At 43.8% G+C, this 24,944-nt stretch carries 25 protein-coding genes; 12 read left to right on the forward strand and 13 right to left on the reverse strand.

The features are described 5' to 3' along the window. Positions 1 to 104: 104 nt before the first annotated feature. From GRFL_RS09285 to GRFL_RS09300, 4 genes are all read right to left on the reverse strand, one after another. Positions 105 to 1,079, reverse strand: a complete 975-nt coding sequence (locus tag GRFL_RS09285; protein WP_083646051.1) for a long-chain-fatty-acid--protein ligase — start codon at positions 1,077 to 1,079, stop codon at positions 105 to 107. Positions 1,080 to 1,162: 83 nt separating this feature from the next. Further along, positions 1,163 to 1,504 carry a T9SS type A sorting domain-containing protein gene (locus GRFL_RS09290; RefSeq protein WP_083644354.1) on the reverse strand — a complete coding sequence of 114 codons (342 nt, stop codon included), beginning with the start codon at positions 1,502 to 1,504 and terminating at the stop codon, positions 1,163 to 1,165. Between the two features lie 157 nt (positions 1,505 to 1,661). Continuing rightward, positions 1,662 to 3,647, reverse strand: coding sequence for a hypothetical protein (locus tag GRFL_RS09295; protein ID WP_083644355.1), 1,986 nt, complete (start codon positions 3,645 to 3,647; stop codon positions 1,662 to 1,664). A 45-nt stretch (positions 3,648 to 3,692) separates the two neighbouring features. Next, on the reverse strand, positions 3,693 to 6,494 hold the full coding sequence (locus GRFL_RS09300; RefSeq protein ID WP_083644356.1) for a TonB-dependent receptor: 2,802 nt from the start codon (positions 6,492 to 6,494) through the stop codon (positions 3,693 to 3,695). Positions 6,495 to 6,666: 172 nt separating this feature from the next. Between GRFL_RS09300 and GRFL_RS09305 the strand changes: the two genes are divergently transcribed. Then, positions 6,667 to 7,350 carry a response regulator transcription factor gene (locus tag GRFL_RS09305; protein WP_083644357.1) on the forward strand — a complete coding sequence of 228 codons (684 nt, stop codon included), beginning with the start codon at positions 6,667 to 6,669 and terminating at the stop codon, positions 7,348 to 7,350. 2 nt (positions 7,351 to 7,352) lie between these two features. Then, positions 7,353 to 8,432: an ATP-binding protein gene (locus GRFL_RS09310; RefSeq protein WP_083644358.1), complete on the forward strand. Its 1,080-nt coding sequence runs from the start codon at positions 7,353 to 7,355 to the stop codon at positions 8,430 to 8,432. On the opposite strand, the gene GRFL_RS09315 is transcribed toward GRFL_RS09310, so the two are convergent. Continuing rightward, positions 8,370 to 9,431 (reverse strand): glycosyltransferase, encoded by a 1,062-nt coding sequence (locus GRFL_RS09315; RefSeq protein WP_083644359.1) that lies wholly within the window; start codon positions 9,429 to 9,431, stop codon positions 8,370 to 8,372. The two genes, GRFL_RS09310 and GRFL_RS09315, sit on opposite strands and share 63 nt — an antisense overlap. Before the next feature lie 67 nt (positions 9,432 to 9,498). Between GRFL_RS09315 and trmB the strand changes: the two genes are divergently transcribed. The 7 genes from trmB (at position 9,499) to GRFL_RS09350 (ending at position 14,078) form a co-directional block, all read left to right on the forward strand. Further along, positions 9,499 to 10,179: a tRNA (guanosine(46)-N7)-methyltransferase TrmB gene (gene trmB / locus GRFL_RS09320; RefSeq protein ID WP_083646052.1), complete on the forward strand. Its 681-nt coding sequence runs from the start codon at positions 9,499 to 9,501 to the stop codon at positions 10,177 to 10,179. Next, a complete protein-coding gene (locus tag GRFL_RS09325) occupies positions 10,180 to 10,803 on the forward strand; it encodes a LysE family translocator (RefSeq protein WP_083644360.1) in 624 nt (207 codons plus the stop codon). Then, the gene (locus tag GRFL_RS09330) at positions 10,803 to 11,138 is read left to right on the forward strand and encodes an MGMT family protein (RefSeq protein ID WP_083644361.1); all 336 of its coding nucleotides are present in this window, start codon (positions 10,803 to 10,805) and stop codon (positions 11,136 to 11,138) included. The genes GRFL_RS09325 and GRFL_RS09330 overlap by 1 nt, the downstream gene beginning before the upstream one ends. Before the next feature lie 136 nt (positions 11,139 to 11,274). Next, on the forward strand, positions 11,275 to 12,411 hold the full coding sequence (locus tag GRFL_RS09335; protein ID WP_083644362.1) for an Mrp/NBP35 family ATP-binding protein: 1,137 nt from the start codon (positions 11,275 to 11,277) through the stop codon (positions 12,409 to 12,411). Beyond that, on the forward strand, positions 12,412 to 12,657 hold the full coding sequence (locus GRFL_RS09340; RefSeq protein WP_083644363.1) for a NifU family protein: 246 nt from the start codon (positions 12,412 to 12,414) through the stop codon (positions 12,655 to 12,657). 24 nt (positions 12,658 to 12,681) lie between these two features. Then, positions 12,682 to 13,743: an NAD(P)/FAD-dependent oxidoreductase gene (locus tag GRFL_RS09345; protein ID WP_083644364.1), complete on the forward strand. Its 1,062-nt coding sequence runs from the start codon at positions 12,682 to 12,684 to the stop codon at positions 13,741 to 13,743. After that, positions 13,743 to 14,078, forward strand: a complete 336-nt coding sequence (locus GRFL_RS09350; protein ID WP_083644365.1) for a 2Fe-2S iron-sulfur cluster-binding protein — start codon at positions 13,743 to 13,745, stop codon at positions 14,076 to 14,078. Before GRFL_RS09345 ends, GRFL_RS09350 begins: the two co-directional genes overlap by 1 nt. 66 nt (positions 14,079 to 14,144) lie before the next feature. Here GRFL_RS09350 and GRFL_RS09355 read toward each other — a convergent pair whose 3' ends face one another. The 3 genes from GRFL_RS09355 to GRFL_RS09370 form a co-directional block, all read right to left on the reverse strand. Then, positions 14,145 to 14,930, reverse strand: a complete 786-nt coding sequence (locus GRFL_RS09355) for a DUF3050 domain-containing protein (RefSeq protein ID WP_083644366.1) — start codon at positions 14,928 to 14,930, stop codon at positions 14,145 to 14,147. 306 nt (positions 14,931 to 15,236) lie between these two features. Beyond that, positions 15,237 to 15,674: an SRPBCC family protein gene (locus GRFL_RS09365; protein ID WP_083644368.1), complete on the reverse strand. Its 438-nt coding sequence runs from the start codon at positions 15,672 to 15,674 to the stop codon at positions 15,237 to 15,239. An 11-nt stretch (positions 15,675 to 15,685) separates the two neighbouring features. After that, complete coding sequence (locus GRFL_RS09370) at positions 15,686 to 16,861, reverse strand: acyl-CoA dehydrogenase family protein (protein ID WP_083644369.1); 1,176 nt, start codon at positions 16,859 to 16,861, stop codon at positions 15,686 to 15,688. Between the two features lie 174 nt (positions 16,862 to 17,035). On the opposite strand from GRFL_RS09370, the gene GRFL_RS09375 reads away from it, so the two are divergent. Beyond that, positions 17,036 to 17,389 (forward strand): bleomycin resistance protein, encoded by a 354-nt coding sequence (locus GRFL_RS09375; RefSeq protein WP_083646054.1) that lies wholly within the window; start codon positions 17,036 to 17,038, stop codon positions 17,387 to 17,389. Positions 17,390 to 17,497: 108 nt separating this feature from the next. Here GRFL_RS09375 and GRFL_RS09380 read toward each other — a convergent pair whose 3' ends face one another. The 5 genes from GRFL_RS09380 to rplM all read right to left on the reverse strand — a co-directional run bounded on the left by GRFL_RS09380 (position 17,498) and on the right by rplM (position 21,230). Beyond that, positions 17,498 to 18,220, reverse strand: a complete 723-nt coding sequence (locus GRFL_RS09380) for a tRNA1(Val) (adenine(37)-N6)-methyltransferase (RefSeq protein WP_083644370.1) — start codon at positions 18,218 to 18,220, stop codon at positions 17,498 to 17,500. Between the two features lie 195 nt (positions 18,221 to 18,415). After that, a complete protein-coding gene (gene tsf, locus GRFL_RS09385; protein WP_083644371.1) occupies positions 18,416 to 19,240 on the reverse strand; it encodes a translation elongation factor Ts in 825 nt (274 codons plus the stop codon). Positions 19,241 to 19,330: 90 nt separating this feature from the next. Further along, positions 19,331 to 20,224 carry a 30S ribosomal protein S2 gene (rpsB, locus tag GRFL_RS09390; RefSeq protein WP_083644372.1) on the reverse strand — a complete coding sequence of 298 codons (894 nt, stop codon included), beginning with the start codon at positions 20,222 to 20,224 and terminating at the stop codon, positions 19,331 to 19,333. Between the two features lie 164 nt (positions 20,225 to 20,388). Then, positions 20,389 to 20,775 carry a 30S ribosomal protein S9 gene (gene rpsI, locus GRFL_RS09395; protein WP_083644373.1) on the reverse strand — a complete coding sequence of 129 codons (387 nt, stop codon included), beginning with the start codon at positions 20,773 to 20,775 and terminating at the stop codon, positions 20,389 to 20,391. Further along, entirely contained in the window at positions 20,775 to 21,230 is a 456-nt protein-coding gene (gene rplM / locus GRFL_RS09400) for a 50S ribosomal protein L13 (protein ID WP_083644374.1), read from the reverse strand. Before rplM ends, rpsI begins: the two co-directional genes overlap by 1 nt. Before the next feature lie 339 nt (positions 21,231 to 21,569). Between rplM and GRFL_RS09405 the strand changes: the two genes are divergently transcribed. Both GRFL_RS09405 and GRFL_RS09410 read left to right on the forward strand, forming a co-directional pair. Then, positions 21,570 to 22,124: a DUF5004 domain-containing protein gene (locus tag GRFL_RS09405; RefSeq protein WP_169833972.1), complete on the forward strand. Its 555-nt coding sequence runs from the start codon at positions 21,570 to 21,572 to the stop codon at positions 22,122 to 22,124. A gap of 139 nt (positions 22,125 to 22,263) precedes the next feature. After that, positions 22,264 to 24,912, forward strand: a complete 2,649-nt coding sequence (locus tag GRFL_RS09410) for a DUF5916 domain-containing protein (RefSeq protein ID WP_139839242.1) — start codon at positions 22,264 to 22,266, stop codon at positions 24,910 to 24,912. The last annotated feature ends 32 nt before the right edge of the window (positions 24,913 to 24,944 follow it).

Raw genomic sequence — 24,944 nt, forward strand, 5'->3', positions numbered from 1 at the left:
CTAACCAATCTAATATGAAAAATTTTCACTTAGCCTGCAGAATCTCTTCTGCTTTAAGTGTGTCGTAAAACTTTCCGGAACTTTACAGGAAATTTAAAAAAATATCAGACAACCAGCAGGTTACATCCCCGGATGTCGCTATTATCAAATCTGCCCAGTATTTCCGTACCTTCTGAAGTGATTTTTCCAAGATCCTGCGTGGCGATGAACGAACAGGAATGAAGATTTGCCAGGTCGATCACATTGATGCCGCCGGTTTTTCCCATCTGGATATATTGCAGGGCATCCTCAGGATCTCGAATAAGCAGTTTCATCCAGGGAGGACAGTGAAAAATCCCATTTCCCGGACTGTAGGCCTGGGAGAGTAATTCCGTCATCCCGTATTCGCTATGAATGTACTGTACGCCAAAACCTTTTGAAAGTTCTGCGTGCAGTTCCTTCCGGATCATTTCTTTTCGCCGGCCTTTCATTCCGCCGGTTTCCATAATGATCGTATGCTTCAGCTGAAATTGTTCCTGTTCAATGAGGTCCAGCAAGGCAAAGGAAACACCAATCAATAGAACCTTCTGGCCGTTGCGGTCCATTTCTTTTAGTTTCTGGCTTAATTGTGCGAGGTCGTTGAGGTAAAATCCGCTTTCGGGATGATGGGATCGTTTAATGAGGTCATCTACCATGTGAATTAGAGACGAGCCTTCCCGTTCCAGGTAGGAGGGAAGCAGGGCCAGTACACAATATTCCTGGATATCCCCGTAGAATTGCTCAAAAGCAGTGCGGAAACTTTGGCGGTAGAGGTCGAGTTCAGGCACCAGGTGTTTGCTGCGCTCCATTCCTGTGGTGCCGCTACTGGTAAAGATGATCTCTGGTTTCCTACCGGAACTGATAATATCTTTAGATTTAAAAAATTCAATGGGTAAAAAAGGAACTTCCAAAATGGAATTTATCGCAGCTGGTTTTTTTCCGAGCAGGTCGCAAAACTGGTGATAAACCGAATTATTTTGATACTGGTAATTGAAAACGGCCAGAGCGACCGCTTCAAATTCCTCTTCAGATGAAATTTTAAAAATGTCTTTTTCGAGCATGCGAATCGAATTCCGCATCAAAATTAGGCAATAAAAAAGCCTCTGTAAACAGAAGCCCTGGAAAAATTCAGTAAAAAGAAATGTTATTTCACTACCAGTTTCTTGGTAGCCTTTGCTTTTCCTTCCTGGATCTTCAGAATATAAATTCCAGGATCTAAGGTTGAAACGTCTAATTCCCGACCTCTCATTCGGGTTTTTTGTACCGGTTTTCCCAAAACATTAAAGATCTCAATGATCTTATCATCGTTTTTAGTAGTGGAAATGAAAACTTTTCCACCGGTGACCACCGGGTTTGGATAAATGGAAAGTCCATCGATAGGAATCTCTGTACGAACTGGCGTAGCGGTGCTGTCCTGAGCAAATGCAGGAGTTGCAAATGTCAGTAGGCCAAGAAGTAAGAAAATGATTAGGTACTTATGCTTCATTCCGTATTGTACAGATTTAGACAAACTTACAAAGAAATTTTCAAAAATCCTGCCAAAAAAATTCTGAAAAATAAATTAAAAAAAGCCGGGATGTAAATGAGACATCCCGGCTTTTATGGCTAATAAATATTCTCTAAGAGAATCTACAAATTCCAGATTAGTTTACCCAATCAAAAATACTCACGTCTACAGTAGCATCAGCGTCATATGCTGCTTCAAGCGTTGCTGCAACTCCTTCGATCTGGATACCAGAAAGGTCTGTTCTTGTATCGTCAGTAATATCAATATTCGTGTCAAAACCGCTTAAGGAAAGACCTGTGATCACGGCTCCTGAATTTTTCTTGAACTGAAGAGCTGTTCCGCCAGTAGAAGAAACGGCCGTCAGATTTGTGAATTCTGGCAGGTTGTTCTCTCCGTCGCCTTCCAAAGCTGTAGAAAAGTTATTGATCGTTAGGTTGATGTATGCGTTGGTGACACCGCCGTCCCAACCTTCAGTCCAGTCGATCTGGTCATCTTCGTTGTCTTCGAAATAAGCGTTGGTCACGGTTACAGAACCTCCGAAGAATTCCACGCCGTCATCAGCTCCATTAAGCATAGCAATATTTTCAATAGTAGTGCCTGATCCAACGGCGTAAAGCGAAAGGCCGTTATACTGAGATTCGGCGTTGATCTGTGCTCCGGCATCTTTCAGGATAAGGTATTTGATGGAACCGGAATTGTCTTCAGGATTCGTTCCTCCGTAAAGGATTCCTCCAACTTCCGCGGTTGCATCAACACCTTCGGTAGTTACCGCGTTACCAGCGATCACAAGACCACCCCAGCTCCCGGCAGTTCCGGAAGTGGAAGACATTACTACTGGCTTGGCTTCAGTTCCCTGAATATCGATCATCGCTCCTTTTTGAACTACGATATAAATGCTGGTAGCAGCTGTTTCGGCATCACTTCTTGCAGTGATCTTGGTTCCTGCAGGAATTGTAAGGGTAGCGCCTTCGTTAACAGAAACCACACCGCTGATCACATATTCTGTATTGGCGTCTAAAGAAAGGTCGTTATCGATTGTTCCCGGAAGTACAGAAACTGCGCCTCTGTTTGAGATCCAGTCAAAAGCTGAAGCCTGAACAGTAGGTTCTGAAGAGTAGGACTTTGAAAGATCGGCAGTTTCACCGTTCAGGATGATTCCTGAAAGATCTGTTCTGGTGTCATCGGTAATATCAACAGCAGTGTCGTAACCTGAAAGAGACAGCCCGGTGATGGTCATTCCGGAGTTCTTTTTGAACTGAAGAGCAGTTCCACCGGTTGTAGAAACAGCTGTAAGGTTATTGATCTTTGGATTCTTGTTCTCGCCGTCACCTTCCAGTGCCGTAGAGAAATTGGCGATAGTGTGCAGAATGTAAACATTATCGATGCTTCCGCTCCATCCTTCAGTCCAGTCTACCGCGTCATCTTCATTATTCTCCAGGTAAAGATTGGTTGCAGAAGCAGCACCTCCGAAGAATTCCACACCGTCATCAGCGCCGTTGTTCAAAGCCACATTTGTGATTTTGGTGCCTGATCCAACAGCGTAAAGCGAAAGACCGTTGAATTGAGATTCTGCGTTGATTTGCGCCCCGGCGTCAGAAAGTACCAGGTAATTGATGGAACCTGAATTATCACCGTTATCGGTTCCTCCATAAAGGATTCCGCCAACTTCCGCAGTAGCATCAACACCTTCAGTGGTCACCCCGTTACCGGCGATGATCAAACCTCCCCAGCTTCCGGCCTGCCCGTTTGATGATCTCATGATCACCGGTGCAGAAGAAGATCCCTGGATATCGATTTTTCCACCTTTTTGAACTACGATGTACACATTGGTTGCATCGCTTTCATCCAGATCAGGATTGGCGATGATCTCTGTTCCTGCAGGAATGGTAAGAGTCGCTCCCGATTCTACGGAATAAACTCCGGTAAGGTTGTAAGTCTGGCTGGCGTCCAGGGTTCTGTCTTCTTCCAGGCTACCGCTCAAATCGGTTCCTCCCTGGCAATCAGTACAGCCTGAATCATCAGTAGGATCAATTGGCTCAATTACCGGATCTTTGCTACAGGAGCTTAATACTCCTAAGATCAGCATAGCCATTACCACTAATTTTGTGCTTACTTTTTTCATAATTTAAATTTTAATTGTCGTTCTGGGTTTATGAATGGTTAAATTTTAAAAGTCATAGCTTACACCAAGCGTCAATACGGCTCCCCGGGTGTAAGATCTTACGGTTTGATCCTGCTCTGGCATGGTCCCTGAAAGTGGTTTAATTGCCTGGTATCTTTCGATCTCAGGATTTAACAGGTTCTGCCCTTTGAACTGTAGCGTCCAGTTTTCATTAAATTCTTTGGTCATTATCAAATCAAGGGTCACAAAGCCTTTTTCAATGATTTCGTCGTTATACTGAACGTCGATCAAATCCAGGTTTTGAGTATCTGGCGATCCAAGAGCGTAAATCTTGTCTGAAGAATAAGCTCCGACTAAAGTGGCTCTGAAAGGATTGTCAGATTCGGTTGCGAAATTGGCAGAGGCATTAAAGATCCAGTCTGAAGCACCCTGAAGTCCGATTTTGCTATTTCCGTTATATCTAAAGGTCCTGATGAAATTGCCATTGGCGTCATAAACGTCTTTCAGATCCTGGCTGTGCCACATTCTGGTGATGTTTCCGGCAATATTCAGGTTGTAGGCATCAGTTTCCACTGCATCTACCTTGGTTTCCAGTTCCAAACCATAAATATTGGCTTCGTCACTGGCGTTGAAATAAGAGAATACTCCTGAAGCTCCGCGGGCCTGTACCTTGTTGATCGGGTCCAGGATCTTTTTATAAAAACCTGTTAAAGAGATCAGCTCTCCCGAGCTTGGGAACATTTCATATTTCAGGTCCAGGTTGTAGTTATTGGAAGCTGTCAGGTTTGGATTTCCTCGTGTGATCTGCCCGGTTTGAGAAACGTATTCAAATGGAGCTACTTCTTTAAATTCGGGAAGCGTAATAGTTTTGCTGGCCGCAAGCCTGAAGTTTGAATCTTCGTTCGGAGAAAACTTCACGTTGATGCTTGGATAAACGTTGTTGTAGGATTGCGAAGCATAGTTCGGAAGGTTTGCCGGGTAGTTGTTTACCGCGAACGCCACATCCAGGTTATCCTGCTGGTAGCGTGCGCCCACGTTCACATTCCACTGCTCGTTTCCGAAGTTAAAATTGGCAAAGCCGCCATATGATTCCAGGATCCCGTTATAACGGTCTGGTGTTAGCTTGTTGAACTGAAGTCTTTTTGAATTGAAATTCTGCGTCGTAAAAACAGAAGAAAGGTCATCAATAGAGGTTGGGTGTACAGTATTGTAAGTCACCTCTTCAGCTCCGAAGAATTGGGAGAAGAAGTTACGCTCTTTATTTCTATAATTTCCTCCTAACTGTAGGTACACATTTTTTCCGCCTTCTTCCGCATCATCTTCATTTTTGATAAAATTGATCTGGTCGATCAACAAGGCATTGTATTCTTTATCATCGATCTCCTGGCGGGATTTTCTTTGCTGAAAACCACCGGTTCTTGCCAGTTGTACGAAGTTATCATCACCAATATTTACCTCGTTGCGAATTCGGTTTGGCTCATCGGCATTCACGATGTTGTATCCTATAGACCATTCCAGTTCATTTTTACCATCCAGGAAATTGTGGTCACCATGTAACTGGTTCACCCAAAGCCTGGTTTGCTTAGTGTTCATATCGCGTACGAACTGATTCAGGTTTTCCGCTTCGTTGGTTTCCTCAAAAACGAAACCTTCCCCGTTACGCCCGGCTTCATAAACTTCATCGGTCACCTTATTGATGAATAAACTGGTCGCCTTCAGCCTGTGGTTATCATTGATGCTGTATCCAAGATCTAAAAGGGCTGTATTGTTATCCGTCTTTTTGAACTGCTCCACATCGGTAAACTGGTCTTCGAGTACGTTGGTACGGTAATTTCTGAAGACTCCTTTGTTGTACTCAAAACTGGTCGCGTTAGAAGCGGTAAGCAGCGCCCGGAAATCTCCGAATTCTTTTCCTGCAGTCGCCTGATATTTGCGGTTAAGCGGCAAGACGGCGGTTTGCGGATTCCATGACTGGTTGTTTAATGCATATTCAGTCGGGATCAACTGGTCATAAACTCCAAAATACACATCATCCTGGTTCGGTGATACTTTAAAATCTCCAAATTGCCCGGCTGCATTGGTGTTTACGCCAAACTGGAAACCAAGGTCTAATTCATCTTTTCCGCGTAATTCACGGGAAGTGATATCGATATTTCCTGAAGCCTGATCGGCAGAATTTTCTACGGAATACGCCTTGCTGATGCTGATATTCTGAATCACTCGCGTTGGGAAAAGTCCCAGGTCGATATTCTTTCTCTCCACATCGTCTGAAGGAATGGGAAGCCCGTTCATGGTAGTGTACAGGTAACGATCTCCCAGTCCGCGTACGAAAATATCTCCTGAGGCCTCACTGCTGGTTACCCCGGAAATCTTGGTTGTTGCGGTGGCCGCATCAGAAACTCCTAATTTGGCAAGTTCTACCGCCCCGATACTTTCTTTAATTTCAATAGAATTCTTTTGTTCGATAAGCAGGGCCACTTCAGAATCTCTTCTGGAAACCGTCGTGATCACTACTTCGTCCAGGCTGGCAGCGCTGGATCCTAATTCGGTATTTACCTCGGTTACTTTTCCGGCTTCTACCACGACATTGGGTACTTCCAAAGTTTCGTAACCTACAAAACTGAAACTTACGGTGTAGGTTCCAGGCTCGATATTATCTAATAAATAAAGACCATCATAGTCTGAAGTTGTTCCTTTTGATGTATTTTTGATAATAACATTGGCAAAAGGAAGCGGCTCACCGTTCATTTCCTTATCGGTAAGCTTACCGGCAATGGATCCAGTGGTCTCCTGCGCCTGCATGGTCGCGAAGATCAGGATTAGGGTGAGTGTGAAAATTTTCTTCATTGTTTTTGTCTAATAGATTTACGCTGCAAATTAAAGGCGGCTAAGTAAAGCTTGTGTTATCTCAGGATTAATGCTTTGTTGTTAAAGTGTTAGCTTAATGTTACTAATCGCGGGAAGCCTTTTAAATTCAAATTAATGGTTAATTTTACGGCATTAACCTCACCAAATAGTTATGAAGAAAAAAGATCTCCTTATCCTTTTAGTTGATGATGAGCCTGATATTCTGGAAATTGTAGGCTACAATCTGTCTTCAGAAGGTTACCAGGTGATCACTGCTGACAATGGTAGTGATGGCGTGAAACTGGCCAAGAAAAACAAACCCCATTTGATCATCCTGGATGTGATGATGCCAGAAATGGATGGGATTGAAGCCTGTGAGCAGATCAGGAAAATACCTGAACTGGAAGATACCATTATCGCCTTTCTAACCGCTCGTGGGGAAGACTATAGCCAGATGGCCGGTTTTGATGCCGGTGCAGACGATTACATAACCAAACCCATCAAGCCGAAAGTTCTGGTAAGCAAGGTGAAAGCCCTGCTGAGACGATATCGGGATAATGATAAAGCTGCCAGCGTAGTCAAGCTAGGGGATATCACAATTAACCGCGAGGAATACAAGATCATCCAGGATAACGATGAGATGGCACTTCCCAGAAAGGAATTCGAATTACTGTCGTTGCTGGCTTCCAAGCCTGGAAAAGTATTCAAAAGAGAGGATATTCTGGATAAAGTGTGGGGAAATGATATCGTGGTTGGCGGCCGAACCATTGATGTGCACATCAGGAAACTCCGGGAAAAAATTGGTGATGATAAAATTAAAACCGTAAAAGGAGTAGGCTATAAGTTCGTAGTTTAATAATGGCCAGAAAGTTCAAACGTTCATACCGTTTTGCCATCAGGACCTCCGTGTATATCACGTTGTTCATGGCGGTGATTATGAGCGTTTTCATGTTTCTGACTTCTGAATTCCATTTCTGGTGGATTGTTGGTTTTTCCCTGGTTTGTTACCTGTTTTGTTTCTTCATCGTGCAATACCGCGTAGAACGTTTTATCTACCGCCGGATCAAGAAAATTTACGACGACGTTTCGCTGTTGGATTCAAAAACCTTAAGCCCCACTCAGGTAACTACTGATATGTCTACACTTACTCGCGAGGTCGAAAAGTTTGCAGAAGATAAGAAACTGGAAATCGAAACTTTAAAAGTGCGGGAAGCCTACCGGAAGGAATTTATGGGGAATGTGAGCCACGAGCTGAAAACCCCTCTTTTCACCGTTCAGGGCTATATTTTAACCTTACTCGACGGTGCTTATAAAGACAAGGCTGTTCGCAAGAAATATTTAACCAGAGCCAGCAAGGGCGTGGAAAGGCTGATCTATATCGTGAAAGATCTCGATATGATCACCAAACTCGAAACCGGAGACCTCCACCTGAAGTTTGAAACATTCGATATGGTGGAACTTATTCAGCAGTCGTTTGACCTGCTGGAAATGAAAGCATCCAAAAAGAACATCACCCTCACATTTGATATGGATTACGAGGAACCAATCTGGGTGCGGGCCGATAAGGAACGCATTCAGCAGGTCCTGACCAATTTGATCGTGAATTCCATCAAATACGGAAAATCTGGCGGTACTACCGAGATCAGCATCGAGAACCTGATCAAGAATAAGGTTATCGTTCGCGTGACCGATAACGGTGAAGGCATCGAAAAAGAGAATATTCCGCGCTTATTCGAGCGCTTTTACCGCGTTGATAAGAGCGGCTCCCGCAAAGAAGGAGGCTCTGGTCTTGGCCTTTCCATCGTAAAACACATCATCGAGGCGCACGGTGAAAAGATCTACGTGGAAAGCGTTTTTGGCGTGGGAAGCGAATTCTCATTTACTATGGAAAAAAGCCAGGCAGCCCCTCAACCCAGCGCTGCCGCCCAGATCACTTAGGCCCTTGTAATTCTGCACTTTCTGAAGCTGTTCCAGGCTGAAATGATTCTGATCGCAATATGGAGCGATCCCGTTATCCTGAAATTTTTCAGCAAGGTATTCCTGTTCATACTGCCCGGGAGTAGGGATGAAAAAGGCTTTTTTACCAAGGGCAGCCAGGTCCATGATCGTAGAATAGCCAGACCGGGAAATGATGACGCGACTGCAGTTCAAAGCTTCCTGCAGGGCTTTTCCGAAGAGGTGATTTTTCATATTGATATTCGGGTTGTCGCACTGGAAACCCTCGTCGCTCATGACACCGCGAATGAATAAGATCTTTTCTGAAGCATCTTTAAGTTCTTTCAATAAGATCGATTCGAGAATGCTGCGCTGCGGCTCGGGCCCGCTCAGGATCACAGCATATTCGTACATGATGGGAGTGGCGGTTTTCTCGAACCGGCTCAAGGGGCCGATATACTGGCAATTTTTCTGTTTTTTGTCGAGGTGACCTAACTTGCCGCTGAGGTTCTGGCTGCCCTCAAAATCAGGAATCCAGCACTGGTCGAATTTCCGGATATATTTCTGATGAATGAAACTGCTGAAAAAACTGGTGCTGCCGCTGAGTACATTGAGCTGGTGCGTGATAAAAACGTTTCGCTTCAGTTTTTTGCTCCTCACCCCGAGTCTGTTATCCGAAATGATTCCGAAGAGGTTGTACTTTTTGACCAGTTTTTTGGTCAACTTCTTTTCCTCTTCGATCGCACTTAGAATTCGCGGAGTTTCCATGATCAGCTTCCATTTAAAATACGCACCGTTTTCGGGATATTTAATGTGATAGGAAGGCAGTTTCTCGTAATTGAGATGCGGAAATTCCTTGTGAAGCAATCGCAGGGCCTCCCCATCAGAAGCAATGATGGGTTCAAAATGCTGTCTCTGTAGTTCTTCGATGATGGGTACGCAACGGGCGGCGTGACCTAGTCCCCAGTTTAACGCGGCCACCAGAATCCTTTTCTTCTGCATATAACAAATATATTCTTACCGGCAGGTGGGCGAATTTCTTTACTTTTACCAAAATATTAATTTTTTAGTGGGAAGCAAGAATAAACTTAAAAGGTTTAAGGAAAACGAACAGTTTGAAAATGTGATTCAGCCTGAAAGGCAGGAATTGCAGGGTGGAAATTTTGATTTTCGCGGGGATTGGAGCGGGAAATTTTTTAAAAACGATCATCCCATTGTGGTGGAACTGGGCTGCGGAAAAGGGGAATACACGGTAGCATTAGCTCAAAAATATCCAGAAAAGAATTTTATCGGTGTCGATATCAAAGGCGCCCGCTTCTGGAGAGGCGCGAAAACGGCACTGGAAGAAGATTTGCCGAATGTGGCATTTGTTCGCACTCAGATAGAACTGATTGATTATGTTTTTGCACAGGATGAGGTTAGCGAGATCTGGATCACTTTTCCAGACCCGCAGATCAAGTACAAGCGCACCAAGCATCGCCTTACAAATGCTGAATTTCTCGAGCGTTACCGTAAAATTCTTAAACCGGAGGGCTATATTCATTTGAAAACAGATTCCGAATTCATGCACGGTTATACCCTTGGATTGCTTCACGGGGCTGGGCATGAGATAGAGTACGCCCATCATGATGTGTACAGCAACGAATATTCTCCGGAAGAAGTGACCAGTATCCAGACTTTCTACGAAAAACAATATCTTGAAAAAGGGAAACCGATCACCTATATTCGTTTCAGGTTAAAAAACAGCTAATTGGAAGAAACCAAACTATTCTTCATCGTTTATGCGGCAGCCTTTTTGGGAGTGCTTCCGCCGGGTCTGGTAAATATGACGGTCGCCAAGACCTGTGTGGAACGAGGGAAAAAAGACGGGCTTTACGTGGCCATTGGCGCCGGAATTGTTATTCTTATCCAGGCCTTAATTGCCGTATTGCTGGCGAAATACGTTTTTGACCACCCGTATGTAAAAAAGATCTTGCTCCGCGCTGGCCTGGTGATATTTTCAATTTTAGGAATTTACTTTTTTATTCAGGCCAAGAAAAATAAACGTGTCAAACACAAGGAAACATCTGGTAACGCGCACAGTATTTTCAAAGGAATGCTGATCGCGGCCCTCAACTTGTTTCCTATTCCATATTTCATCGCGATCGCGGGTACCATGAACCTGAGCAGCGGCGTGAGCTATGACTGGTCCATGATCACGGCTTTTGCACTTGCGGCAAGTTCCGGGAGTTTTACCAGTTTGTACCTGTATGTGTTCTTCTTCAACAGGATTGAACAGAAGGCAGAGAAATTCAGCAAATATTCTAATTATTTCATGGCGTTGCTAATGCTGGTGCTTATCATTATAACCGTAATCAGGATCCTGAATAGCTGATGAAAAAGGATCATTCCGGTTTTTTTGAGAAGGTTTATGAAGTATGCCGGCAAATTCCTGAAGGCAGGGTGACATCCTATGGCGCGATCGCCCGCTATCTTGGTGCGGCTCGCAGTGCCAGGATGGTAGGTTGGGCCATGAATGGTTCTAAAAACCTGGAAGATGTTCCGGCCCATCGCGTGGTTAATCGCAACGGAATGCTTACCGGGAAAAGCCATTTTGGAGGCAGTGATGCCATGGCTCAAATGCTCGAAGCAGAAGGAGTGCCGGTAAACGACCTGCAAATTGTAAATTTTCAGCAGTATTTCTGGGATCCCATGAAGGAACTTTCCTGAATTGCGATCGATAATCAGCGCTTATAAGCAGATAAATCTAATATTTACAATTCCTTCATATTCTTAGCTTTTCAACCTATATTTGCATTTAGAATCAGTCTATATAAGCTAGATAGGAATCTGATTAAAAAATTATATGAAATTAGATAGAAAAGAAATAATCAGGGCGTTAGAAACCATTTCGGTTGCCGGGGAAGGCAAAAATCTGGTGGAAAGCGGGGCCCTGCAAAATGTCATGACCTTTGGTGATGAGGTGGTAGTAGATCTCATCCTTTCCAACCCTGCGCTGCACATCCGGAAACGTGCAGAAGTAGATGTGATGAAGGTGATCCATGAAAAGGTTTATGAAAAAGCAAAAGTTAAAGTAAATATCAAGGTCCAGGCACCTGAAAAAAAAATGCCAGAGATCAAGGGAAAAGCGATTCCCGGAATCAAGAATATTGTGGCGGTGGCATCTGGAAAAGGTGGCGTGGGAAAATCTACCGTGACCGCTAATATCGCCGTGACGTTATCTAAAATGGGCTTTAAGGTGGGCGTCCTGGATGCCGATATCTATGGTCCATCTATCCCGATCATGTTTGATGTGGAAGCTGAAAGGCCCCTTTCTGTGGAAGTCGATGGGAAATCAAAAATGAAACCTGTTGAAAATTATGGCGTGAAAGTGCTTTCAATTGGTTTCTTTACCAAACCAAACCAGGCAGTGATCTGGAGAGGTCCCATGGCTGCAAAAGCGCTGAACCAGATGATCTTTGATGCAGCCTGGGGAGAACTGGATTTTCTTTTGGTAGATCTTCCCCCGGGAACAGGAGACATTCATTTGTCTATCATGCAATCGTTGCCAATTACCGGTGCGGTGGTCGTGAGTACCCCTCAAAACGTGGCCCTGGCCGATGCTAAAAAAGGTGTGGCCATGTTCCGCCAGGAAAGCATTAATGTTCCGGTTCTGGGACTGATCGAAAATATGGCGTATTTCACTCCGGAAGAATTACCGGAAAATAAATATTATATCTTCGGAAAGAATGGCGTAAAAAACCTGTCTGAAGATATCGATGCACGCTTTTTGGGAGAAATTCCGCTGGTTCAGAGCCTCAGGGAATCTGGAGATATAGGAAGGCCTGCGGCGCTTCAAACGGCAACTTCGCTGGAGACCGCTTTTGAAGAGCTTACCCGGGATATGGTTGAGGAGACCGTGAAGCGCAATAACGATCTTCCTCCAACCGAAGCGATCAAGATCACAACGATGGCCGGCTGTAGTGCCGTTAAAAAGAAATAAATGACAAGCGAAGAAGTTAAATTAAATGTTGAAAAGGCCCTGGCCGAAATTCGCCCGTTTTTGGAAAGCGACGGCGGGAATATTTCCCTGGTTGCGATCGAAGATGAAGACCGGCTGGTCAAGGTGCGACTGGAAGGCGCCTGCGTAGACTGTACCGTGAACCAGATGACCCTGAAAAGCGGTGTGGAGATGACGATCAAAAAATACGTGCCTCAGGTTGAAAAAGTGGTGAACATTCGTAACTGATAGTTGCCACCAAAAGAATTGCTTATGATTAAAACCGATATGCTAATAATTGGCGCTGGCCCAACCGGGCTTTTCGCCGTTTTTGAAGCAGGATTACTGAAAATGAAGTGCCACCTGATCGATGCTTTGCCACAACCTGGCGGGCAATGTTCAGAGATCTATCCTAAAAAACCTATTTATGATATTCCCGGTTTTCCGGAAGTACTTGCCGGCGATCTGGTAGATAATTTGATGGAGCAGATCAAACCTTTTGAACCTGGATTTACGCTTGGAGAAAGGGCTGAAACTATCGAAAAACAGGAAGATGGCAGTTTTATCGTAACTACGAACAAAGGCACCAGCCATCAGGCTCCGGTGGTCGTAATCGCTGGTGGACTGGGTAGTTTTGAGCCTCGTAAGCCTCCTATCAAGGGTATTCAGGATTATGAAGATAAGGGTGTAGCCTATATTATTCGTGATCCGGAAGTGTATCGCGATAAAAAAGTGGTTATTGCCGGCGGAGGAGATTCCGCACTGGATTGGAGCATCTTTCTGGCCGATGTGGCAAAGGAAGTTTCGCTAGTACATCGAAGAAAAGATTTCCGAGGAGCTTTAGATTCCGTAGAAAAGGTGGAAGAATTATCAAAAATCGGTAAGATCAATTTGATCACTGATGCAGAAGTAGTGGATCTTAAAGGAGAAGGGCAACTGGATGCTGTTTTGATCCGGCATAAAGATGAAGCGCGTGGAGAAGAACTGAAGGAAACAGATCATTTCATCCCGCTTTTCGGCTTATCTCCCAAACTGGGTCCTATCGCCAACTGGGGGCTGGAAATTGAAAAGAACGCGATTAAAGTCGACAATACCTATGATTACCAGACCAATATTCCTGGAATCTACGCCATTGGTGACGTCAATACTTATAAGGGCAAACTGAAACTGATTCTTTGTGGTTTCCACGAAGCGGCGATCATGTGCCAGAGTGCCTACCAGAAAATCAATCCCGACAAGAAATACGTGATGAAATATACCACTGTAAGTGGGGTGAGCGGTTTCGACGGAAGTAAAAAAGAGGCGAAAAGAGAAGTTGTTAAAAGCATCAATTAATGTCTGATATCAAAATTACCATTATCGATCGACAGGGCGAAGCGCACACGATCGATGCTCCGACAGATATGAATATGAACCTGATGGAAGTGATCAGGTCTTACGAATTGGCTGAAGAAGGAACGATTGGGATCTGCGGTGGAATGGCCATGTGTGCCAGCTGCCAATGCTATATTCTCAATTTTGAACATATGTTACCGGAGAAAAGCATTGAGGAGGAAGATATGCTGGACCAGGCGTTTTTCGTGGAAGATAATTCCAGGTTGAGTTGCCAGATCCCGATAACGGAAGATCTGGAAGGACTGGAAATACGAATCGCTCCAGCTTTGGAATAAATTAGAATAGTGGGAAATAAAAAAAGCCTGAACGTTCGTTCAGGCTTTTTTTGATTTATGAAGAAATCAGGCCATTTCGACGCTGGTTTCTTTTTCAATTTCAGCTTCAATGCCATTCCACAACTGCAACCTGCTTTCCAGGGCATATTGAGCGGTGACTTCCGCTTCCTGCCACTTGCGTTCATCATTTCCGCAGAGTTCTGCCACCATCTGAAAAGCCATTGGGCCATGCTCATCGCCGTCCAGTTCAATATGCCTGTCAAAATAATATTTAAACTGGCTCAGATCTTCCTTCGGAAAATTCTCCTGGACTTTCTCAATGATGGAATTGAACATTTCGGGGATCAGGCCCTCACGCCCAAAAGTGAACGCGGAAGCGATTCGGTGTGGTTCCCGGCTATACACCACTTCAAAAGTATTCTTTAAAAACTGCTTGATGCTGATGGGCAGTTTGCTCGCGGCGATGATCAGGAAAATATCGGTTCCGTGTCCTACCTGAAGAAGGAAATCCTCGATCTTTTTCTTATTGGCTCCCGCAGCTTCCATTGCGTCGAGGTACATTTCAAAATGACTCTGGCGTTTCCCGAACATGTTAATGTCGGTTTCTTCCGCCAGGACGATCTCGTTGATGAGATAGCGGGTTTCCGGATTTCCCACTGGTAACCACGGATTGGTGGTTTTCGTAAGCTTTTCCTGCAACGCCGTAAGCAGCGACATAAAATCCCATACCGCAAAAACATGGTGTTCCATGAAGATTTGCAGCTGTCGCGGAGTGCTTATTTTTTGGTAAAGGGAATGATTGATTAGTTGGTTGGTGAGAGGCGCTAAATTCGCGTTGATCTCTGCTATCATAACAATTCCAATTTTTTTGCAAAGGTAATTGCTGTAGGAGTAATTATAAAATCTTAAGCCCGATTTAATGCTTGTTTAACGCAGAAAATCAGTTTGTTGAAGTAATTTGAAAATATGGGCAGATATGTTGGTTATCTTTCTTTGGTGTTGGTATTCTATTCTGAAAAATCTAAAGATTATTTACAGGTAGAAGGTGTTTTTGCTAAAAAACCCAAACCGCTGAAGAAGGAATGCTGTGAGAAATATAAAAAGGGCAAACGTTGTAAACGCTGCCCTTGTTTCGATTTGCTGTAATTTAATCCTGATTTAGCACTGCTTTTCACAGATTTCTTTCAGTTTCTGGAGGGCATCTGGCCAGGTTTTATCCAGGTAGTCTGCCCAGCTATCCTCTGTGTCCATCTCAACCTTCAGCAAGGTGCCGGCACTGGTGTCTTCAAAATGATAATTTTCGTAGTAATCTTCTTCAAAGAAAGTCTTTTTGACTTTTTCCAGCATTCCGAGGTGTTTAATGCTTAGGAACTCATTGGGAATTATTTTTTCTATAAGACTGTGCATTCCGCCTTCTTCGCCATCCTGGTCTTCCCCAAGAAATAATATGACTTCGCCCTCTTTCCAGCTGCCCTTGAAATGAGAAGTAGGATTGAAAACCGCGGTCCACTCCCGGTAGTACTGCTCGTCCAGCATGATGGAAAATACTTTTTCCGGCTTGCAGTTGATCCCTATTTGATACTGAACTTTTTTCATCCTGGAAAAACTTAGAATGCCGCGTGGCCCGTAATGTCCAGGCCGGTTATTAATAAATGGATATCGTGCGTTCCCTCGTAAGTGATCACGCTTTCCAGGTTCATCATATGTCGCATAATGCTATATTCCCCCGTGATTCCCATACCGCCGAGTATTTGTCTTGCTTCACGGGCGATTTTAATAGCCATTTCCACGTTGTTACGCTTCGCCATAGATATTTGAGCGGAAGTCGCTTTTCCGTCGTTCCTGAGTGTTCCAAGGCGCCATGCCAGCAATTGTGCTTTAGTGATCTCGGTGATCATTTCTGCCAGTTTCTTTTGCTGAAGCTGTTTCGTGGCGATAGGTGTTCCAAACTGTACGCGTTCTTTAGCATATCTTAAGGCTGTATCATAACAATCCATCGCCGCACCAATGGCACCCCAGGCAATCCCGTAACGTGCGGAGTCCAGACAACCCAAAGGAGCTCCCAAACCTGTTTTTTCAGGCATCAGGTTTTCTTTTGGAACTTTTACGTTGTCAAAAATCAGTTCGCCGGTGGCACTTGCTCGGAGCGACCATTTATTATGGGTTTCAGGAGTAGAAAAACCTTCCATTCCGCGTTCCACTATCAAACCGTGGATTCTTCCTTCTTCGTTTTTCGCCCACACGATGGCGATATCTGCAAAAGGAGCATTGGAAATCCACATTTTCGCGCCGTTCAGGAGGTAGTGGTCGCCTTTATCTTTGAAGTTTGTAACCATTCCGCCGGGGTTCGAGCCAAAATCAGGTTCGGTCAAACCGAAACATCCAATCATTTCACCGCTTGCCAGTTTTGGCAGGAATTTCTTCTTTTGCTCTTCGGTTCCGTATTTAAAAATGGGATACATCACCAAAGAGGATTGAACAGAAGCCGTAGACCGAATTCCGCTGTCGCCGCGTTCAATTTCCTGCATGATGAGGCCGTAGGAAATCTGGTCGAGCCCGGCGCCACCATACTCTTCAGGAATATAAGGGCCAAAAGCGCCAATTTCTGCCAGGCCTTTGATAAGTTGCTTCGGAAATTCAGCTTTTTGCGCCGCATCCTCGATAATTGGCGAAACTTCCCGTTTTACGAATTCCCGCGTGGCATCACGTACCATTTTATGTTCGTCTGAAAGCAGTTCATCCAGATTGTAGTAATCTGGCGACTGGAATTGATCTGGTTTCATGTGTGTAGTGTTTCTAACAAATGTAACCAAGTCTTTTCTGGGAAGCAATCTTTTTATTGGAGCAATACTCCTTCCGAAGAACATCATTTTTTTACCCGGTCTTCAGTGGAGAGAAACCGGATAATAACCCACGGAATTTCCGAAAACCAGATTATCTTTAATAAAATTCAAATGATGCTGAAAGAGATCCACCCGAAACTACCGATGCGCGGTAAAAAGGCAACGAGAGAATATTATTATAAACTGGGTTTTAGAGAATTTGGAGAAAATGACTATGAAGGCTACTTAATGATGCAAAGGGATAAAATCCAAATACATTTTTTTGAGTTTCAGGCGCTCGATCCAAGCGAGAACTACGGGCAGGTTTATATACGAACTGAAAATATTGAAGATTTGTATCAATCATTTTTAGACCGGGAGATCGCGATACATCCTGCGGGCAAATTAGAGACAAAACATTGGGGGCAGAAGGAATTTGCGCTTCTGGATCCAGATCATAATTTATTGACATTCGGGGAAAGCCTCTAGCTGTAAATTCAGAGCTAAAAGTTTGACTGGAACATTTTTTTTAACCTTCGTGATGTTGCAACCGGGAAATTTCCAGATCGTTTTCAGAATGGTAGGGACTGGAAAAACCTATAATTTCAAATAAAAATCCTGTACCAGATTTTTGTAATCTTCCGTGTAATGGTGTCTGGAAATTTCGATGATCAGCTCGTCAATCTCCGAAGTAGTGTTGGCTTTCTGAAAACTGATCAGGCTTCTTTTGATAGGCGCTTCGGAATTACCTTTTACGCGTGTGATCTTCCGTGGAAATAACCCCGAATTTTGCGCAATTTGTATCGCGTACTCTTCTTCAGAAAAAGGAATGATGATATCGAAATGTCCATTTTCGGAAAGCAGGAGGGAAGTGCCTGGGATTAATTCGGAAAGAGGAAGGGCATCAGCAAAACGTGCCTGATCGCGATTTTGATCTCCAGATTTGTAATCTTCAGAATAGAATGGCGGATTGGAAATGATCAGGTCGTATTGTTCTTCATCCTGCATTTCTTCCACAAACTCATCAAAGTCGGCATGGTAGCAAAACAGCCGATCGCCCCAGTCTGATGCCTCAAAATTATCGACCGTCTGCTCGTAAGCGTTCTCTTCAATTTCGATAGCGTCGATTTGGAAAGCTTCTGAACGCTGAGCCAGCATTAGGGAAATGATACCTGTTCCAGCACCAATATCAAGAATACTTCCTGGAGAATGATCAATACTTGCCCAGGCACCAAGGAGAACTCCGTCAGTCCCGATCTTCATAGCGCAGCGATCCTGCTGGACTGTGAATTGTTTGAATTGAAATGGTTTGCTGGACATATTTTAATATTGACTAAAGTTAGTGTGAATTTAGATGTTTTAGTTGAGTGCAGTAATTTTATTGTTTGATCATTGCGAACAAAGTGAAACAATCTCGTGAAATGGAGACGTTTCGCTGGTAATGAAGAAACCATCTTAAAAACAAAAGAGGCCTTGCAAACAAGACCTCTTTTTTATGAAAATATCATGATGAGCTTATCCTAAAGCTACTCTTTCAAATCCTACAACTTCCAATTCGCTATCTACAGTCTTTACGTACTGGGCAACGCTTTGTTTGTTGTCTTTGATGTAATCCTGGTGAACAAGAGTGTTATCCTTAAAGAAACGTTGAAGTTTACCCTGAGCGATCTTGTCAAGCATGTTTTCTGGCTTTCCTTCTTCTCTCAAAGTATCTTTAGCGATCTCGATCTCTTTATCGATAGTTGCCTGGTCTACGCCTTCTTCGTTCAAAGCAACCGGATTCATAGCGGCAGCCTGCATAGAAACGTTTTTCGCAGCTTCTTCAGCTCCGTCTACGTTCTTGTTCAAACCAGTAAGAACGGCAATTTTGTTACCAGCGTGAATGTAAGATCCTACGAATGGAGCTTCCAAAGTTCTGAAAGCGCCGATCTCGATCTTCTCACCAATCACTCCTGTTTGCTCGGTAAGTTTATCTTCTACAGAAATACCTTTGTAATCAGCTTTCAATAACTCTTCTTTAGTAGAGTAGTTAAGAGCCATTTCAGCTAAATCATTCGCTAGTTTGATGAAATCATCATTCTTGGCAACGAAATCGGTCTCACAGTTCAAAGAAATGATCACACCTTTAGTGTTATCAGCATTAACCTGAGCGATAGCAGCACCTTCAGAAGAATCTCTGTCGGCTCTCTTTGCAGCAACTTTCTGACCCTTCTTGCGAAGTAGTTCGATTGCCTGATCAAAATCACCATCAGCTTCAACCAATGCTTTTTTACAATCCATCATACCAGCACCGGTAGCTTTTCTTAATTTGTTTACTTCAGCGGCGGTTATCTTAGCCATAATATTGTTTTTTTATTTAAAAAAAGTCGTTTAGAAACTCGCTGTAAAGAAAGGAACTAAACGACTTTTAGAAATTATCAAAATGTTATTTTATTCTTCTTCGTCGTTAGAAGATTTCGCTTTCTCAAGAGTTTCCTGCTTAGATTCCAGCTTTACATCTTTCTTCGCCTCTTTCATGGCTTTCTTATCAGACTTGTCTTCGGAAGGAACTTCAGCTTTTTCCTTTTTGGATTTCTTAGCTGGTTTGTCTTCTCCAGAGGCGTCTTTATCTTTCTTCTTGGAATCTTTGCTTGCTTTTCTTTCAGAAAGTCCTTCTATGATAGAATCTGCAACATAAGACATGACTTTGCTAATAGACTTAGAAGCATCGTCGTTAGATGGAATTACGTATTCAACCTCACGTGGGTCTGAATTCGTATCTACCATTGCAAAAATTGGAATGTTTAATTTTTGAGCTTCTTTCACAGCAATGTGCTCACGGGTGATATCCACGATGAACAATGCAGCTGGAAGACGAGACATATCAGCGATGGAACCTAAGTTCTTATCTAATTTAGCTCTTAAACGATCTACCTGAAGGCGTTCCTTCTTAGATAGTGTGTTGTAGGTACCATCTTTTTTCATTCTATCAATAGAAGCCATTTTCTTAACAGCTTTACGGATAGTTACAAAGTTGGTTAACATACCACCTGGCCAACGCTCGGTAATGTAAGGCATGTTAGCTCTTTCTGCCTGTTCGGCTACGATTTCTTTAGCCTGTTTTTTAGTGGCTACGAAAAGGATTTTTCGTCCACTGGCTGCAATTTTAGCAAGTGCCTCTCCGGCTTCCTGCATTTTGGCAGCACTTTTATAAAGGTTGATGATGTGAATCCCGTTACGCTCCATATAAATGTAAGGAGCCATGTTTGGATTCCATCTTCTGGTAAGGTGTCCAAAATGTACACCAGCATCAAGTAATTCTTTTACTTCTACTTTGTTTGCCATTTTTGTAATAGTTTACGTTCTGTTGAGATAGCAACTTACAGGTGGCTACGGAATGCGTACGGCCCTGTAGGTTTAGATGCTAAACTAACCTCTGGAACAAACCAGAGTAACAACAAAAAATTAATTTTTTAAATGAACTCCCCGGAAACCAATCCGGAAAAATATTAACGTTTCGAGAACTGGAATTTCTTACGGGCTTTCTTCTGTCCGTATTTCTTACGTTCTACCATACGTGGGTCTCTGGTAAGAAGACCTTCTGGCTTAAGAGCGCCATGGTTTTCTTCATCTAACGCCACCATTGCTCTGGAAAGAGCCAAACGGATCGCTTCAGCCTGACCAGTGATACCTCCACCGTATACGTTAATTTTAACGTCGAAGTTCCCTTCATTTTCGGTAAGCATCATTGGCTGGTTTACCTTGTATAGAAGGGTACCAGTTGTGAAGTAATCTTTAAGGTCTTTCTTGTTTACGGTAATGTTTCCGCTTCCTTCCGAAACATATACACGGGCCACAGCTGTTTTTCTACGGCCAATTTTGTGAATTACCTCCATTACTTAACGTCGTTTAAGTTAATAGCTTTCGGCTTTTGCGCTTCGTGATCGTGCTCAGCTCCCGCATAAACCTTTAGATTTCTGAATAGGTCTGCTCCAAGTTTGTTCTTAGGAAGCATTCCTTTTACTGCTTTTTCAACAAGTCTTTCAGGATTCTTGTCGAATAATTCTTTAGCTGTTAGGCTTCTTTGCCCACCTGGGTAACCTGTGTGACGGATGTATTCTTTCGCGTCCCATTTCTTACCGCTTAACTGCACACCTAATGCATTGATAATAATAACATTGTCTCCGCAGTCAACATGTGGGGTGTAATTAGGCTTGTGCTTTCCTCTTAGCATAAATGCTACTTTAGAGGCAAGACGACCTAAAGCCTGTCCTTCAGCATCTACCACAACCCAGTCTTTGGTTCTGGTGGCTTTGTTAGCCGATACTGTCTTGTAACTCAATGTGTCCACACCAATAGTTTTTACAAATAATTAAACATTCCAATCCCGTTTGCCTCGATCTGAATCGGGAAAACAGGGGTGCAAATGTACAATTATAAATTCATATAGCAAATAGGCGGTTCATTATTTTATTTTCGGCGGAAAAGACTGATAGCCATGACCTTTACCACTAATCGAAATTCTGCGAATGTTAAAGTCGAAAAACGGACAATTTCGACAATAAGCTATCGTTGAAATACATAAATATTCGTTTAACGTCAAATTAATTCTTAATAAAGTCATAAAATTCTACTTTATATTCTAATTTTGCAATCCCCTAAATAGTAATGACTTATGACTTTTAATGGAATGAAAAGCGCTGTCTGCGCACTGATGATCGGAAGTTTGGCGGTTTCCTGCTCCAAAGATTCCGAAGCGGTAATGACCGAAGAAATTAAAGTAAGCAACGCTACCGCAATCAACCGGGCAGACCTGATTGGTTCCTGGGATCTCACCAGGATGCTGGCCGATGCTCCCGTAGATCTCGATGAAAACGGAACCAGCAGTGCCAACCTGCTCGATGAAACGAACTGTTTTAACACAATGAGCATAACATTTAATAATGATGGTACGTTTAATAGTAATAACGCGACCATGACCTTCGAAGGTGGAACCACGGCAGATCGCTTTGAATGCATCGCCGATAGACAGGATAGCGGTTCCTGGGAAGTAAGCCAGGACACTTTGGTGCTCACCATGAAGATCAATGCGGATACTTTTACGCACAAAAAAGCATTAGATATGACATCCAATACCTTTAGTTTTGATGTCAATAAACTGGAGTCTGAACAATATGTAAACGATCCAGGCGATACTCAGGCTTCTGGAATACGAATTTTGGAGCTGGAATATACCCGAAGGTAATTGCAGTCCAATTGTAGTTTTTAGTGTTAGTTTTAAAAAACCCTGCTCCAAAAGCAGGGTTTTTTTATGAATAGTGTAACACTGAAATTTTTTTAGCGTCCTTAAGGAGAACATCAATTTTAACCATCAATCATTATTTATGTCTTCATCATCTCATCAGCTACTGGGAATGCTCTTGTCCTTTTTCTGCTTTTCAGCAATGGCCCAGGAAGAAAAAGAGGCCGATTCTACCGTCACCTACCCGAAACGCAGCTACACTACCACAACAGTCCAGGGCCTGGAACCTATTAAAATTGACGGGTCTCTAAACGATCCTGCATGGGCAACGGTAGAATGGACCTCCGATTACGTGGAATGGGAGCCTGATAACGCAACACCGCCCACGCAGCAAACAAAAATGAAAGTGGTTTACGACGATAAGAACCTGTACCTGGCTTTTTATTGCCTGGAATCGAATCCTGAAAATATTATCCAGCGAATGGGAAGGAGAGATGATTTTCCGGGTGACTGGATCGAGGTAAATATTGATAGTTACAACGACGATCGCACGGCTTTTTCCTTCACGACTTCGGTTAGCGGGGTGAAAGGCGACGAGTTTGTTTCCAATAATGGGAATAACTGGGATGTGAGCTGGAATCCTATATGGTACGTTAAAACAAGCATGGTAGCTGACGGTTGGGTTGCAGAATTGCGTATTCCGCTTAGCCAGTTGCGCTTTGGAAATGATGCCGAACAGGTTTGGGGAATCCAGTCTACCCGAAGATATTTCAGTAAAGAAGAACGTTCTACCTGGCAGCCAATTCCAGCAAACCCTGCCGGTTGGGTAAGTTCCTTTGGAGAACTTCGCGGACTCAAAAACCTGAAACCACAGAAACAGTTGGAAATTCAGCCGTATGCGCTTGGGCGTTATTCCACGTATGAAAAAGAAAATGGCAATCCTTTTCGCGATGGGACTGATGGGAAGTTTTCCGCGGGACTGGACGCGAAGATCGGTGTAACCAATGACCTCACACTCGATCTCACTATTAATCCAGATTTTGGGCAGGTGGAAGCTGATCCCGGCGCAGTTTCCCTGGACGGTTTCGAGATCTTTTTCCAGGAAAGGCGACCCTTCTTTGTGGAAAATAAAAACATCTTCAATTTTAATTACTCCGGTGGGCAGGACAACCTGTTCTTTTCGCGTAGAATTGGAAGAGACCCTCAGGGTTCGGCAGTAGGTCCCGGAACAGCGTACATTGATCAGCCCAATAATACGACCATTCTCGGTGCCGCAAAATTCAGCGGAAAGACCAAAAATGGCTGGACGGTTGGCGTGCTGGAATCGGTTACTGCCAAGGAATATGCTGATGTGATCGCGGAAAACGGGCAGGAAGATGAAGTGCTCGTGGAGCCCCTCAGCAATTATTTTGTGGGTCGACTTCAAAAAGATTTCAATGACCGCAATAGCTATATCGGCGGCATGGTGACCGGAACACACCGGCAAATGCACGAAAATGTATCTTTTCTGCATACACAGGCCTATTCCGGCGGACTCGATTTTAAGCATAACTGGAAAGATCGTACCTATTATATTGAAGGGAATGTGGTGGGTAGCCATGTTCGCGGAAGCAGAGAGGCCATCCTGAATACCCAAAATTCCATCGTGCACCTCTTTCAGCGTAGCGACGCGTCTCATGTTCAGGTCGATACGAGCCGCACCTCGCTTAGCGGAACTGGCGGCCGTGTTGAATTCGGGAAAGGTGGTGGCGGAAACTGGCGATATTATGCCGGCGGAAACTGGTCTTCCCCGGAACTGGAACTGAACGACATTGGTTTTTTACGCCAGGCCGATCAGATTCAGCAATATGCCCGAGTGGTGAGGCTTTTCAATAAACCAACTTCTTGGTACCGAAGAATGAATTTTGCCCTGGAGCAGTCTTCAGCTTTTGATTTTGAAGGAAACTATAACCGCATGATGTATGAAATGGTTGGGTTCCTGAACTATAAGAACAACTGGTGGAGCGAGTTCGGCGCGGCCCATAAACCGAGGATCTACGTGAACTCCTTTTTGCGCGGTGGTCCACGCTGGCGGTACAATGAAGAAAATTATTTCTATTTTTTCTCCGGAACAGACCGCAGGAAAAAAGCCAGTTTCGACCTGGGTTATGTTCATTCCGAAGGAAAACAGGATGCTTTTGACCTGAGGCGTTATGTTTTCAGGGCACGTTACCAACCCATCAATGCGTTGAGTATGTCACTCAACCTCGAATATGAAACCAATCCGAGTAAAACTCAGTATATCACAGAAAAAGCTTTTAATGGTATGCCGCGTTACATTCTTGGGAATATCGACCAGGAAACCTATAGCGCTACACTTCGGCTGAATTATAATATCAATCCTAACCTGACCATTCAGTATTACGGGCAGCCGTTTATCTTTAAAGCCGATTATTCCGAACTCAATTACGTGAACGATGCAACGGCCAAAAACCTGGATCAGCGCGTAACCTGGTACAAGAATGACCAGATCCGGTTCGAGGATGACACCTATTATATCGATGAAAATCGCGATCAGAATATAGATTATACGGTGTCCAATCCAGATTTTGCATTCGTACAGTTTCGTTCCAACCTCGTGGCGCGTTGGGAGTATATTCCAGGGAGTGAAATTTACCTGGTCTGGTCGCAGGGAATCACCGGTCTTGGGGATGTGAATAACCGTTTTAGCGCGATCGTGGATAACCAGTTATTGAGGCAGCGCCCACAAAACACCTTTTTAATCAAGGCGACCTATCGATTTATTCTGTAGGAAATTCGCTGTTTTTATAGAAGTATTTTTTG

Origin of the sequence: Christiangramia flava JLT2011 (assembly GCF_001951155.1) — a bacterium.
In the GTDB taxonomy this organism is placed as follows: Bacteria; Bacteroidota; Bacteroidia; order Flavobacteriales; family Flavobacteriaceae; genus Christiangramia; species Christiangramia flava.